The sequence below is a fragment of the Colwellia sp. genome (genome assembly GCF_013214175.1).
Lineage (GTDB): Bacteria > Pseudomonadota > Gammaproteobacteria > Enterobacterales > Alteromonadaceae > Colwellia.
Window position 1 is genome coordinate 298,380 of sequence record NZ_JABSPA010000004.1, and the last position, 14,232, is coordinate 312,611.

Sequence of the window (14,232 nt, forward strand, 5' to 3'; positions counted from 1 at the left end):
CTGTAAAATGTATATAAGGTTTCCATGAAAATTTATCATAACCAGCTAGACAATACCCTACGCCAGGGTTTTAAACCTGTTTGGTTGGTTTTTGGTGATGAGCCTTGGCAAAAAGATAACAGCCTTGCTGTTATTAAAAAACATGCAAAAAATCAAGGTTTTAGTGAAATCATTCGTTTTAGTAGTGATACAAGCTTTGACTGGCAACAATTACTTGATGAGTATCAAGCGTTAAGTCTTTTTGCCAGCCAACGTATTATTGAAATTGAATTAACCACGGTAAAAGTCGGTGATGCTGGCAACAAAGCGCTATTAGCTTTGGCTGAACGATTAACCCAAGACTTTAACAGCGGTAATGCCCCACAAGATGTAATGTTCATATTCCACGGCGCCAAACTTGATGCGGCCAGTGCAAATAGAAAGTGGTTTAAAAGCCTAACGAAATTAGGCTGCTATTTGCCCTTGTATGATATTGAATTGAAAGCCATGCCCCAATGGTTGAATAATCAAGCAAGACAGCGAAAGCTTAATGTCTCAGGTGAATTAAACGCACTACTTGTTGAGCTATTTGAAGGTAACTTACTCGCCCTTACCCAAGAGCTAGATAAACTTGTTTTACTCTTTGGCTCACAGGCCATTAGCATTGAGCAAGCCGAACAGTTACTACTCAAACAAGCGAAATTTAATCCCTTTCAAGTTATCGATGCCTTACTGCGAGGGGATTGTGCTAAATGTATTGTTATGCTCGATCAGCTACAGCAAGAAGGCATGGCACCCGCGCAATTAATTTGGGTTTTCCATAAAGAGATAAACCAGTTATACACCATGCTAAATCAATTAGCTCAAGGTGAAAACATGGCTAATGTTTACAAACAATATCGTATTTGGGATAAACGTAAACCCTTGTACCAGCATGCCTTAACTCACATCAAAATTGATAACGTAAAGCGTGCCATGGGCCGTATTGCTGATATTGATTTGTTAAGTAAAACCAGCAGTGAGTTTAATATTTTTATTTTATTAGCTGACTTGTGTGTCACCTTATATCACGGTGAAAAGACCGCTGCCTTTAGCCTAAACTATGGCTAGACCACGGAGCTAAGAGCCAGTGAGTAGTTATATGACTTCAGCAACACTTGATTTGACTAACGGTATCGGTATCTTAGGCGGCACTTTTGACCCCATTCACTTAGGGCATACTCAATCAGCCCAAGCGGTTGCTAATGAGCTTGGCTTAACTAAGGTACTGTTAATACCTGCGCATATTCCCCCTCATAAAACCTCAGCTACTCTAGTGCCCCATGCAAGTGCTGAACAACGCGCAGCCATGGTTGAGATTGCTTGCCAGTCAAGTAAGCTTTTTTTCTGTGACCCGCGAGAATTGAAACGCTCTGGCCATTCTTACACGGTTGAAACCCTCAAAGAACTCAAACAACAATACCCCGAACAAACTTTGTATTTTATTATTGGCATGGACTCACTCATGAGTTTTACCTCTTGGCATCAATATCAAGAAATTTTAACTTTATGTCACTTAGTGGTAAATACTAGGCCTAACTACCCTATTGAACAGCTAAACAAAACAACAAAAGCCTTACTCTGCCAGCACCAAGCCTCTGATATCACTGAACTTAGCCAAGATAAATCTGGTAGGATATACTTTGCCAAAGCATGCTTTTTTGATATTTCATCAACACAAATACGTCAACATTTGGCGCAAAAACAAAGCGGTCATCTGCAACTACAACCAGAAATATCAGAATTTATTCACAAAAATAAGCTTTACCGTTAACCCTGCGCGCAAAAAGTGTTAATATCGCACTATTATTTATAGTTGCTCGCTAAAGAGCACCTCATAGTTACGATTAACGATAGGAATAACACCTTGCAAACTGAACAACTTAAAGCATTTGTCATAGAAAAACTTGAAGACATGAAAGGCAGAGACATTATTGCCCTTAATATTAGCGACAAAGCAAGCTTTGCTGATTACATGATCATTTGTTCAGGTAATTCAAATCGCCATGTAAAATCTATCGCACAATCATTAGCGATGGAGTATCGTGCTCAAGGCCAAGAGCCACGTGGCATGGAAGGCAATGATGTTGGTGAGTGGGCATTAGTCGACTTAGGCGATATTATTGTACATGTGATGACAGATGAACAACGTGATAAATATAACCTAGAGCAGCTTTGGGCTGAATAAATTGCTTGCTAGTTTTGCTTAGTAAAAAGACGAGTGCTATGTGGTTAGTAAGTAAAAGAAGTTACTTTTATTTATCAACCGTCTTGCTCTCGTTATTTTTATCAATGCAATTTCGATCTAGTAAGTTTTAACCGAACAAATAATGCAACATCCTTTTCAATGATGATAACCGAATAATCAAAATAGATTTATGAAACTCACCTTATATGCCGTTGGCAGCAAAATGCCTGCATGGGTTATTCAGGGTTTTACTGAGTATAGCCGCCGCTTCCCCCGAGATTTAAGTTTTAATTTAGTTGAAATTCCCGCAGGTAAACGTGGTAAAAATGCTGACATCACCCGTATCTTAGCAAAAGAAGGTGAATTGTTGCTTTCGGCAATCCCTAAAGGCAACCGTATTGTTACTTTGGAAGTTGAAGGACAACCTTGGACAACACCAAAACTTGCCAAACAGCTAGAAAGCTGGCAACTTGATGGCAGAGATGTCGCTTTACTTGTTGGTGGTCCTGAAGGCTTATCTCCCGCTTGTATTAAAGCGTCGGAGCAAAAGTGGTCATTATCCGCCTTAACGCTGCCTCATCCAATGGTACGAATACTCATTGCAGAGAGTCTATATCGCGCTTGGAGTGTAAACACTAACCACCCTTACCATAGAGAATAGCTTTTGTTGATGACTACGTTGGCCATAGTTTTAGTAAATAATTTTATTTTTGATAGCGTGCGCTAGTGTCTCCACGTCGTATTGTTATTCGAAATCACTCCGCTGAAGCAAACTTATTTGCCCGACGTACTTTTATTGCTTTTTCCGGCGTTGTATTGGTATTACTAATACTCTTTGCCAATGTCTATACCCTGCAAGTCGAATCTTTCGAGAAATACCAAACGCGCTCAAACTCTAACCGCATTAAGCTACTACCGGTAGCGCCAAATCGTGGTTTAATCTATGACAGGCATGGCGTATTACTCGCCGATAACAAACCCGTATATAGTTTAGAAGTGATAGCTGAAGATGTCGATGATATTAAAGCTAGCATAGCGCAAGTAAGCAAACTGCTTAATATCAGCGCAGACCGACAAAGTAAATTTTTCAAATCGATGAAACGCAAGCGTCGTTTTAAACCCGTAGAGTTACACTCCCGCTTAAGTGACCAACAAGTTGCCTTATTCTCAGTAAACCAACATAAATACCCAGGAATTTATGTTAATGCTCGTTTAAAACGCTATTACCCTTTTTCCGATTTAACCACCCATAATCTTGGTTATGTCGCCCGTATAAACAGAAGAGATGCTAAAAAACTAGAGCAAGCAGGAAAAGCTGAGAACTACGCTGCTACCTATGGTATTGGTAAGCTGGGTATTGAAAAATACTATGAGGATATGCTGCATGGCACCATTGGCCATCAAGAAGTAGAGGTCAATAATCAAGGCAGAGTGATTCGTACCTTAAATTATACGCCACCCGTCCCCGGTAAAGACCTGACCTTAACCTTAGATATAGAATTACAAATGATTGCCAAACGCGCCTTATCAGGTAAACGTGGCGCTATAGTTGCTATGGATCCACGTACCGGTGGTATTTTAGCCATGTATTCCAATCCAAGTTACGACGGTAATTTATTTGTTCATGGCATCAGTACTAAAAACTATAAAAAGTTACTTGAATCAAAAGATTTACCGCTTATAAATCGCAGCGTACAAAGTGGTTACCCGCCTGCGTCTACAGTCAAACCATTTCTGGCTTTAACGGGTTTGGAAGAGAATGTTATCACGCCAAAGACTGAAGTTTACGATCCAGGTTGGTATCAGTTAAAAGGTCTACCTAATAAATATCGTGACTGGTTACCTTGGGGCCACGGCAAGGTTAATTTAACCAAGGCTATTGAGCAATCGTGTAACATCTATTTTTATGACCTCGCCTTTAAATTAGGCATTACTAAAATCAGTAACATGATGGAAAGGTTCGGTTTTGGTGACTATACCGGTCTCGACATCTACGAAGAAAATAAAGCAATTATGCCCAGTGTTGCTTGGAAGCGTGCTCGATACAATCAGTCTTGGTATACCGGTGAGACGCTTTCGGTTGGTATTGGCCAAAGTTTTTGGACAGTAACACCACTGCAATTAACCCAAGCGTTGACGACTCTGGTAAATAAAGGTGAACGCAAAATCCCTCATTTACTGAAAGCAAAAAGTGAATTGATTATTGAAAGTAGTGGCAATGCTTATCATCAAATAACGCCAATAGAATATGAACCACGCGCACCTTTAAAGCTTAGAGATGACAAGAATTGGGATATCGTGCTAAACGCCATGCATAATACCGTGCAAAAACTTGGTGCTACCGCCCACAAACCCTTCAAGGGTAGTACCTATGACGCATCAGGTAAAACGGGTTCCGCACAGGTAGCTCGACGTAAGCAAGGTGAGAAGTATGATGCAAAAACCACCTCAGAAAACAAACGTGATAACGCCATGTTTATTGCCTTTGCCCCTTTTGATAAACCTGAAATTGTTATTGCGGTAGCCATTGAAAATGTCGCCAAAGGGGGCGGTGCTACTAATGCTGCGCCAGTGGCAAGACAAATTATGGATCAATATTTTGGTGATAGAGTGATTACCAGTAAAAAACGTAATGTAAAACCCAAGATAGCTACTGATATAGCAGCAACACCACAAGAGGCTGACTAATGCGTAGTACCGGGCAAGATCCACAAAAAGTTCACAGTATTTGGCAACGACTTCATATAGATGTACCGTTACTGTTAGGTATTTTAGCCCTGTTAGCGTTAGGGCTATTTCTGGTTTATAGCGCTGGCGGCCAAGAAACTGCCGTTGTTTACCTGAAAGCCAGAAGCATTGGTGTTGCGCTGTTTGGCATGTTTATCGTCGCACAAATCCCGCCACTGGTTTATCGTAAGTGGGCCGTGCCGGTTTTTGTCTTAGGTTTATTAATGCTGATCAGTGTTTTACTGTTTGGTCATGTCGGCAAAGGCGCTCAACGTTGGTTAGATTTAGGTTTCATGAAATTTCAGCCCTCAGAAATCATGAAACTGATAGTCCCTATTATGATTGCTTGGTTCGTTAGCCAAGAAAACTTACCAGTAAAGATATCCACGGTAATCCTTGCTTTCATTCTCGTACTATTGCCCACTTTACTTATTGCTAAACAGCCGGATTTGGGCACATCTCTGCTGATTGCTAGTTCAGGAATCTTTGTTATTTTTCTTGCTGGTGCAAGCTGGAAGCTCATTGGCGTTTGCCTAGGGTTAGCCTCCGCTTTTGTACCCATTTTATGGATGTTTTTGATGAAAGGTTATCAGAAGCAAAGAGTTTTGACCTTTTTAAACCCAGAGCAAGACCCACTTGGCTCTGGCTACCATATTATCCAGTCTAAAATAGCCATTGGCTCAGGTGGTATTGAAGGTAAAGGCTGGTTACAAGGTACCCAATCACAGTTAGAGTTTCTACCCGAGCGCCATACTGACTTTATATTTTCGGTATTTAGTGAAGAGTTTGGCTTAATTGGTGTTGCTGCTCTGCTTGCCGTCTATTTATTTGTGGTTATGCGCGGCTTATGGATTGCGGTTAATGCCCAACATGCCTTTACTAAACTACTCGCCGGTAGCCTTACCTTAACCTTTTTTGTTTATGTGTTTGTCAACATAGGCATGGTTTCCGGTCTTTTACCTGTGGTTGGTGTACCGCTGCCATTAGTGAGTTTTGGCGGTACTTCCATGGTAACTTTGATGGCCGGGTTTGGCATATTAATGGCCATTAGTACTCATCGACGCTTCCATGTTTAAGCCAAACAACTTACCAGCGCCCCATTTCCTGCTATGACAGTAATTAAAGATATTAAATTTATGAAAGATATAAACCAACGACTTATTTTACTCTGTTTAATATCACTGCTCACTTTGTTAAGTGCGTGCAGCTCTGGCCGCTATCAACAAAAACATGACAGCACGCCAACACGCTTACCAAGCCAAGCAGAATTAAAAGATGCTATTGCCCGCGCAGAGCCCTATAGTCGTGGCGGTAATAAAGATTACCAAGTGTTTGGTAAGCCTTATAAAGTATTGACATCCGCTCATGGCTTTGAACAAACCGGTATTGCTTCTTGGTATGGCAACAAATTTCATGGCCACCTCACCTCAAATGGTGAAATTTATGATATGTATGCCATGAGTGCCGCCCATAAAAACTTACCTTTGCCGACCTATTTAAAAGTCACCAATACAGCTAATAATAAATCGGTCATTGTCCGCGTGAACGACAGAGGCCCTTTTCATCAGTCACGTATTATTGATTTATCCTATAGCGCGGCTTATAAGCTAGACCTGTTAAAAACCGGCACCGCCGAGGTTAAGATATCGGCCATTACTAACTTTGATAAAAAAACTGGCAAAGTCGTAGAGCCCACCACTATCCAGGCATCATCTGTAGTCATTGTCAGTCCCGCGGTTAAGGAACAAACAGTCACTGAAAAGCAACAAGATAAAATGGGTATTGCCACACCTTATATTCAAGTATTGGCCACCAGTAAAAAAGAACTGGCAATTAGCACAGCTAATAAGCTAAAAAATCAGTATAAACAAGCAACCAGTTATCCTGAACATCAAGGACTTTACCGTATTCAAATTGGTCCAATTAGCGATCTTGCCACGTTAAATGCTCTTTTACTGGCTTTAAAGCAAAATGGCTACCCTAACGCTTACCCAAAATCAGCACCATAAAAAGTCCCACACTTAGTTCAAATTAAGCCCGAACAAGGCTCTAATTAGATAATTTGTAGCGGAATTTAAGCCGAAGTTTTATAAACCTTGTTACATATTCAACGCTTTTTCTGCGAATTTATTGAAATACCAAACGGATTAATTAATTAACCAACTTAGAGCTAAATTAGTGAGCTTAGAACAAACAAAATGACTTAAACATAGTTATTCTATATTTCATTCATTTTGTGATGTTATCAGTTTACTAATGAGTTCCCGAAGGGCGAGTTTAAAAGGGTTTATATACTGCGTTATTGATTTTGACAAGGGAATAACCATTATCTTCAATCAATGCCTTGCCTCTAAACCTTTTAATTCTCGCTAAGTGGTCAATAAATTAGTCCGATTGGTATATTATCTGTTTTTTGCCCATAGCCAAGTTTTTTAGAAGTGGTATACTTTCGTCCTGTTGATTTCCCTTACCTTTTCACACACGACTAACACTATGACTAAAACAACAAACTTTTCTGGCAAATATAGCGCCAACAAATTATTGACCTTATTCAGTGGCGCTCTTTTTAGCGCGGCAGTGGTTCTTACACCATCCGCACATGCCATTACTATCATCCCCGATGCGCCACAAATTAATGCTAAAGGCTTTATCTTAATTGACTACACCACGGGTAAAATTATTGCCGAAGAAAATGCTGACACTCTATTAGCGCCAGCCAGTTTAACCAAAATAATGACCAGTTACATTATTGGTAAAGAACTTCAAAACGGTAATATTAAAAACACTGATAAAGTTATGATCAGTGAAAAAGCTTGGGCGAAAAAATTCCCGGACTCTTCAAAAATGTTTATTGAAGTGGGTACCGAAGTATCGGTTAGCTTGTTAAACCAAGGTATTATCGTTGCCTCAGGTAATGATGCTTGTGTTGCTATGGCTGAGCATATTGCCGGTAGCGAAAGTGCCTTTGCCGACTTAATGAATGCCCATGCTGAGCAATTAGGTATGTCGAGCAGCTTTTTTGAAAACAGTCACGGTTTAGACAGCAACTCTCATATGACTACGCCTAGAGATATGGCAACGTTAGCTATCGCGCTTATCCGTGATGTTCCAGAAGAGTATGCGATTTATAAGCAAAAATCTTTCACCTATAACAATATCAAGCAATATAACCGCAACGGTTTATTGTGGGATAAAAGCTTAAATGTTGACGGTATGAAAACTGGTCACACCTCAAATGCAGGTTACAGTTTAGTTACCTCGGCCACTAAAGGCGATATGCGCTTAGTTACTGTGGTTATGGGCACTGCTAGCGAGCGAGCACGAAAAGTAGAAAGTAAGAAACTATTAAACTACGGCTTCCGCTTTTTTGAAACCATCACCCCTTATAAAGCCGGTGAAAAGTTTATCTCTAACCGTGTTTGGATGGGCGACCAAGAAAATGTCGATTTAGGTATTATCTCAGATACACCAATCACCATTCCACGTGGTCAACGTAAAAACCTAAAAGCAAATTTTGAGTTAAACCAACAATTAACGGCACCTTTAGCTAAAGGTACGGTAGTTGGCACTTTGTTTTTACAACTTGGTGATGAAGATATTGCTCAATATCCACTAGTGACTTTGGAAGAAATTAGCGAAGGCAGCTTATTTAGCCGTTTAGTTGACTATGTTAAGTTGCAGTTTGCTAACTAGGCGTTATTAGAATCCAAGTATAAGAGCCTCTTTATTGAGGCTTTTTTGTTTTTAACACAAAAAGATTCATACACTTAAACACAGCTCATACTGCCCTAGCAAAAAAACGTATAAGACAGAGAATAAAAACAATATCAGCACATGAAAATTGATGATAAAATGCCGCCAAAGTACAAACCTAGCTAGATAAAGAAGTAAAAGACCATGAAAACCCATTTTGATGAATTATTAGACTTCCCAACGGTATTAAATTTTAAAGTGATGGGCCTTGCCTGTGACGAATTGCCTGATTTAATTATTGCCGAGTTGCAAAAACATACTCCTGGTGATTATGTGCCAAAAATCAAACCTAGCTCAAAAGGCACTTACCTCTCAGTTTCAATTGCGGTGACAGTGACCAGTAAAGAGCACATTGAAACTATCTACACAACCTTAATGGCTATTGAGCAAGTACGGTACGTTTTATAACACGCTTTAACGCCATCCGTTTTCAAAACCCTAGATTAACGAGGTTTGCTTAGTGCACTCAAATTCAACAGTCGAGCAAGAAACTATTAACCTTGCAGACTCATTGGTTATCCGAGAGTTAGATACCATGGATTACAGCCAAGTTTGGCATGCCATGAAAGATTTTACTGATAGTCGTGATGACACCATTGCTGATGAGTTATGGCTAGTAGAACACCCTGCTGTTTTTACCCAAGGACAAGCAGGAAAAGCCGAACATATACTAATACCTGGCGATATTGAGGTGGTAAAAGTTGACCGTGGTGGTCAAGTGACTTATCACGGCCCAGGTCAGCAAGTTATTTATTGTATGATAAACCTGCGCCGCAAGAAGATAGGTGTTAGACAGCTAGTTACTTTGATCGAAAACAGTATTGTTTCAGCCTTAGCTGATTATAATGTTGTAGCTTATGCCAAAGCTGACGCACCGGGTGTTTATGTCGATGAGAAAAAAGTTGCCTCGTTAGGATTACGAGTACGTAAAGGCTGCTCTTTTCATGGTTTAGCCATCAACGTCAATATGGATTTATCACCTTTCTTACGTATCAACCCCTGTGGTTATGCCGGTTTAGAAATGGTGCAAACTGCCGATTTACAAGGTCCACAAGATACCGCTAGTGCAAGTACTGCGTTAGTGAAACATTTAATAACCTTACTTGAAGCTAATGATGTTAGTTATCAAACAGGTTTACCAAACGAGAAGAACACGCATCATGAGTAGTGATTTAACTTCAGCAACCAAAACAGCCAATCGTGCCGCCGGCGAAAAATTTCGCGATGCCGATAAATTAGCTCACATTCCCATTAAAGTTGTCAGTTCAACAAAAGCTACTATGTTACGTAAACCAAGTTGGTTACGTATCAAGTTGCCTCGCTCGAGTGAACGTATTGATGCCATTAAAGCTAATTTGCGTAAACACAACTTGCACTCGGTGTGTGAAGAAGCATCATGTCCCAATTTAGCAGAATGCTTTAATCACGGCACGGCCACCTTTATGATTTTAGGTGATCTATGTACACGACGTTGTCCCTTTTGTGATGTCGGCCATGGTCGCCCACTACCACCGAATAAAGATGAACCGAAAAAACTTGCCAATAGTTTAAAAGATATGGGCTTAAAGTATGTCGTTATCACCTCGGTAGATAGAGATGATTTACGAGATGGCGGCGCACAACAATTTGCTGATTGCGTAAAAGAAATTGGCGAGCAAGCACCAAACACCAAGGTTGAAATTTTAGTACCTGACTTTCGTGGCCGTATGGATAGAGCATTAGAAATACTTAATCAACATCCGCCGCATGTTTTTAACCATAATATGGAAACTGCGCCACGCCTTTATACCAAAGTTCGTCCCGGTGCAAACTATCAATGGTCATTAGACTTACTGAAGAATTTTGGTGATGCTAACCCTACTGTGCCAACTAAATCTGGCTTAATGGTCGGTTTAGGTGAAACTAACGAAGAAATTTTAGAAGTCATGCAAGACTTACGCAACCATGGCGTTACTATGCTCACTATCGGTCAATACTTACAACCGAGTAAAGACCATTTAGCGGTAGAACGTTATGTGCATCCAGATGATTTTTCTATGCTCGAACGTGAAGCTAAAAAGATGGGCTTTGTCCATGCTGCTTGTGGACCATTAGTTCGTTCAAGTTACCATGCTGACAAACAAGCTGCCGGTGAAGAAGTTAAATAGCTGCTCAGCAATAAATATATTAGATAAACTATCAAAGCCAGTATGATTACACTGGCTTTTTTATTTTCAATATTTAATAACTACTAAAAAAGTGTACACGGGAAAGTCTTGAAATTATTTGAATTAGATACTTATATAAAACATAGTAAAATTATCGCATTAATCGCTATTGCCATTGCTATTATCTCTTGGATTATGGATATAGGCGGTATGGTTTATGAGTGCCCTTATTGCCGTGTGCAACGCTCTGTTATAGGCATATTAGGCTTGATTTTGATACTACCTATATCTTTCCATTGGATTGGGAAGTATGCAGCACTTGTCATAGGTTTTTTTGGTGCCGTAGTTGCCGCAAATCAACATTTCATGGGGTGGAAAAAGGTGTCCGCTGGTGAATTCCAGCTGAATCTGCCTGTAGATCCTTTCATATTATCAGGTCTATCTCTAACTATGATTATGGGTTTAATATATATCATAATGGTTAAAAAACGTTAAGAAGCGTTAAGAGAAAAATGCTCTAGAGTCTTCTATCACTAAGCCACCTGTCCGCTTAGTGATAGCAGACTCTAATAATAAAGCCAGTATCACTACTGGCTTTATTATGTTCACACATTTAATACCTTTACTTTATGGGGTCGCATCCCAAGCATTCCAATCAAAATCGGCATCAAGGGCATAAGATCCAGTGTGTAACTCGCCTCCTTGATGTGTTTTGTCGACTTTATCACCATCGGATTCAGTCCAGTCGTAGAACTCCCAAAGAATAACTGCAGTAAAGACCGATTTTCCCTCGAAGGTCTGCTCTCCCTTCACTCTTATCAAGTCACGACCAACAATATCTCCACCTTCAGTAAATGAAAATGAAAGCTCGATGACATTGGTAGCATAGTCTGCCACTGTGCCATAAAAGGTTTCATCATCCGTCCCGCCTAATACACCATCATCACCATAGGTAGTTATAACAAAGGTCTCGGCGGTTGCGTCAAAGGCAATACGTTCATCATCGACATACCAAGTAAGTCCTTCAAGATTAGCTTTAGTAAAGCTTGATAAATTGGCTTGGTTTTCGCAATCAGCAACCGCTGTTTCAAAATCGTTAATAGAATAAAATACCGTTGGTTTTTCAGCTTCATCATCCCAAGGCGATTCTGTATTACACATTACATTAGCACTATTACCACCAGTACCATCACCCGGTTCACTGGTACCATCAAAGTTCCTGCGATAGTCTGTAGAATGTGTTTGCCCGGTTGCTGGCACTATTGAGTAAATACGCACTAACAAGGTCATGTTAGTTTGATCAAAATCTAGGTCATCTAACAATTTTTGTGAAAACACTGATGAATCAACTGTCGTGCTGGTTGCATCTAGCGCAATAGCTTCATCTTCAACATCATAGTAATTGCCTTGGTTGTCGCTAATTTCAACCCAAATAGAGTCAATGACAGTGCCAGCTTGTAAGGTCCATGACACAGTTAAGTCTTCATCTAAAGCAAAGTTATTTAAAGCCGTAATGCTTTCAGCAGTTAATGCCGGATAGCGACCCGTAGTTTCGGGTAGGTGCAATAAGGTTTTATCAAACATTGCCACTTCACTACCTGTACTCACCATAGGTTGACCCGGCACCGTCAGGTCTAGTTGCTCGGTATATAATTTATAACGAATAATGTCGCCGACGACAAAGGTAGCCGGGTCAACGTCGCCATCCGAATCGCCAAAGCCGGCATAATCCCACTGATACATTTGCGTAGTTTGGTTATAGACTTGCAATTCACCTGCTCCGATGTGCTCTGGGTTACCTAAATAGATAATATCTTTCACGGTTTCACCGTCGGTGCCGTCAATAATAGTCATAGTGGCAGAGGCTAAAGGCGCATTATTAGTACCATTATTGGTAAAGTCATTATCATAAAAGGAAACATTTAAGCCACAACCACCTGATACATCATCAGTACCATCAAAATCGTTACAGTGGAAAGTCAAAAGATCTGCTTCAAAAAATTGTTGATTACCTAATAGTTGCCAAGCTTGACTACTATTTTTTTGTAGCAACCATGTTTCCACTTCAACCTCGACAATACCGTTAATATTGACATTAAAGTCTACCGTTGCGGTGCCAGCTGTTGAGTCAAGATCCCGTACAACTATACTGGAAAAGGCAAGACCAATGACACTAGGGTCGGTAGTAATATCGGTTAAAAACTGGCTCTTAGCTTGGTCTTCATGAAGGAAAGTCTCAGCAAAAAAATTATCAATACTCGCGGAGGTCGGTAAACCGTCAGCAAATGCTGCGGCAAAGTTATTAAATAGATCAGCAATAGCTTGAGTATCTGTTACCGCCGTAGTCAATGCTGCAACATCTACCATTATAACTGCTTGGTTATCATCACTGTCGGTTATATCATCTTCAATACTAGAGCCATCTAAAACATTTTGAATGGTGGCAATGTTCGTCGTCGGGTCAGTTTCAATTTGAATAATATCTAACGCGGCATCTAAACCAGAGTGGTCAGCACTAAAAGTAGTGGTTAGTAAGTTAATAGCTGAATCTAAACCAAGGGCATCAAATACTGCTTGTAGTTTTGCTTGCAGCGCATCTTCTTGCGCTGCAAGTTCTGCGGGGTCTAAGTTTGTCGGCGAGGTTTCATCAAAATAAGCTTCGGCTATTTGATGGGCGGCATTAGCAATTATCAAGTCAGTAAAAGGAGTAATATTTATCGTGCCATCTAAGGTCGCCTCTTCTGCATAGGAATGTAAGCGATAGCTTTTACCACCAACAGTGCCCTCCGCACGTAATCTAAATGGTGGCGTTAAACCAGTCACATCAACCGAATATGTACCATCGGCTTCGATTAATTCAGACTTTGTAGCCCCTAAAGAATCTTTGATAGTAACAGTACCAACGATAGCAGCACCTGCGGCGGCGGTGCCCGTCAGAGTTGGCGGTACGACAGTGACAGTACGTGTTAACGTAGCCACATTACCTGCGTAATCAGTGGCGGTATATGTCAGGGTATAGCTACCTACAGTCATGGTATCAACATTACCTGTGGTTACTACGCTAATTGTGCCGTCGACATTATCAGTGGCGGTTGCGCCTGCATCGGTATAAGTACCATTGACTAACACATTAACTTCGGCTTCCCCAGTTAAAGTTATTACTGGAGCTACGGTATCAGCAGCTACTTTATCATCACCATAACTACTGCCGCCACAACCTGACAATAACAAGGTTGAAATCATGACGGAGAACAAAACATAGCGCGGGTATTGACCAAAAATTTTAGATATTTTAAGCATAATAACCTTCATTTAGTTTCTTATAGTGAAATAAACATAGGTTAGAGTTTCAGATTTCGCTACCAAGAACAGCTTAAATCCTAACTTCTTGGTCAATTA

13 protein-coding genes are annotated in these 14,232 nt (G+C 40.4%); 12 read left to right on the top strand and 1 reads right to left on the bottom strand.

The features are described from left to right. Positions 1–24: 24 nt before the first annotated feature. From holA to HRT55_RS12550, 12 genes are all read left to right on the top strand, one after another. On the top strand, positions 25–1,089 hold the full coding sequence (holA, locus tag HRT55_RS12495) for a DNA polymerase III subunit delta (protein ID WP_291621698.1): 1,065 nt from the start codon (positions 25–27) through the stop codon (positions 1,087–1,089). Between the two features lie 31 nt (positions 1,090–1,120). Then, positions 1,121–1,792 (top strand): nicotinate-nucleotide adenylyltransferase, encoded by a 672-nt coding sequence (gene nadD, locus HRT55_RS12500; protein WP_291621700.1) that lies wholly within the window; start codon positions 1,121–1,123, stop codon positions 1,790–1,792. 93 nt (positions 1,793–1,885) lie between these two features. After that, positions 1,886–2,206, top strand: coding sequence for a ribosome silencing factor (rsfS, locus tag HRT55_RS12505; RefSeq protein WP_019029828.1), 321 nt, complete (start codon positions 1,886–1,888; stop codon positions 2,204–2,206). 190 nt (positions 2,207–2,396) lie between these two features. Further along, positions 2,397–2,867 carry a 23S rRNA (pseudouridine(1915)-N(3))-methyltransferase RlmH gene (gene rlmH / locus HRT55_RS12510; RefSeq protein WP_291621703.1) on the top strand — a complete coding sequence of 157 codons (471 nt, stop codon included), beginning with the start codon at positions 2,397–2,399 and terminating at the stop codon, positions 2,865–2,867. Positions 2,868–2,932: 65 nt separating this feature from the next. After that, positions 2,933–4,894 carry a penicillin-binding protein 2 gene (gene mrdA, locus HRT55_RS12515; RefSeq protein WP_291621705.1) on the top strand — a complete coding sequence of 654 codons (1,962 nt, stop codon included), beginning with the start codon at positions 2,933–2,935 and terminating at the stop codon, positions 4,892–4,894. Then, a complete protein-coding gene (rodA, locus tag HRT55_RS12520) occupies positions 4,894–6,009 on the top strand; it encodes a rod shape-determining protein RodA (protein ID WP_291621707.1) in 1,116 nt (371 codons plus the stop codon). Before mrdA ends, rodA begins: the two co-directional genes overlap by 1 nt. A gap of 69 nt (positions 6,010–6,078) precedes the next feature. Further along, on the top strand, positions 6,079–6,942 hold the full coding sequence (locus tag HRT55_RS12525) for a septal ring lytic transglycosylase RlpA family protein (RefSeq protein WP_291621857.1): 864 nt from the start codon (positions 6,079–6,081) through the stop codon (positions 6,940–6,942). Between the two features lie 484 nt (positions 6,943–7,426). Then, positions 7,427–8,626: a serine hydrolase gene (locus HRT55_RS12530; protein ID WP_291621709.1), complete on the top strand. Its 1,200-nt coding sequence runs from the start codon at positions 7,427–7,429 to the stop codon at positions 8,624–8,626. Positions 8,627–8,830: 204 nt separating this feature from the next. Next, positions 8,831–9,094, top strand: a complete 264-nt coding sequence (gene ybeD / locus HRT55_RS12535) for a DUF493 family protein YbeD (RefSeq protein WP_291615776.1) — start codon at positions 8,831–8,833, stop codon at positions 9,092–9,094. A 52-nt stretch (positions 9,095–9,146) separates the two neighbouring features. Beyond that, positions 9,147–9,854 (top strand): lipoyl(octanoyl) transferase LipB, encoded by a 708-nt coding sequence (gene lipB, locus HRT55_RS12540; RefSeq protein ID WP_291621711.1) that lies wholly within the window; start codon positions 9,147–9,149, stop codon positions 9,852–9,854. After that, the gene (gene lipA / locus HRT55_RS12545; RefSeq protein ID WP_291621713.1) at positions 9,847–10,833 is read left to right on the top strand and encodes a lipoyl synthase; all 987 of its coding nucleotides are present in this window, start codon (positions 9,847–9,849) and stop codon (positions 10,831–10,833) included. The genes lipB and lipA overlap by 8 nt, the downstream gene beginning before the upstream one ends. Positions 10,834–10,941: 108 nt before the next feature. Further along, positions 10,942–11,328 (top strand): disulfide bond formation protein B, encoded by a 387-nt coding sequence (locus HRT55_RS12550; protein WP_291621715.1) that lies wholly within the window; start codon positions 10,942–10,944, stop codon positions 11,326–11,328. 132 nt (positions 11,329–11,460) lie between these two features. Here the strand turns inward: HRT55_RS12550 and HRT55_RS12555 are convergent, their stop codons facing one another. Beyond that, positions 11,461–14,145: a DUF5011 domain-containing protein gene (locus HRT55_RS12555; protein ID WP_291621717.1), complete on the bottom strand. Its 2,685-nt coding sequence runs from the start codon at positions 14,143–14,145 to the stop codon at positions 11,461–11,463. Positions 14,146–14,232 lie beyond the last annotated feature (87 nt).

Coding starts and splice junctions, on each gene's coding strand:
- holA (WP_291621698.1), top strand. CDS start 25: ATGAAAATTTATCATAACCAGCTAGACAATACCCTACGCCAGGGTTTT.
- nadD (WP_291621700.1), top strand. CDS start 1,121: ATGACTTCAGCAACACTTGATTTGACTAACGGTATCGGTATCTTAGGC.
- rlmH (WP_291621703.1), top strand. CDS start 2,397: ATGAAACTCACCTTATATGCCGTTGGCAGCAAAATGCCTGCATGGGTT.
- rodA (WP_291621707.1), top strand. CDS start 4,894: ATGCGTAGTACCGGGCAAGATCCACAAAAAGTTCACAGTATTTGGCAA.
- HRT55_RS12530 (WP_291621709.1), top strand. CDS start 7,427: ATGACTAAAACAACAAACTTTTCTGGCAAATATAGCGCCAACAAATTA.
- ybeD (WP_291615776.1), top strand. CDS start 8,831: ATGAAAACCCATTTTGATGAATTATTAGACTTCCCAACGGTATTAAAT.
- lipA (WP_291621713.1), top strand. CDS start 9,847: ATGAGTAGTGATTTAACTTCAGCAACCAAAACAGCCAATCGTGCCGCC.
- HRT55_RS12555 (WP_291621717.1), bottom strand. CDS start 14,145: ATGAAGGTTATTATGCTTAAAATATCTAAAATTTTTGGTCAATACCCG.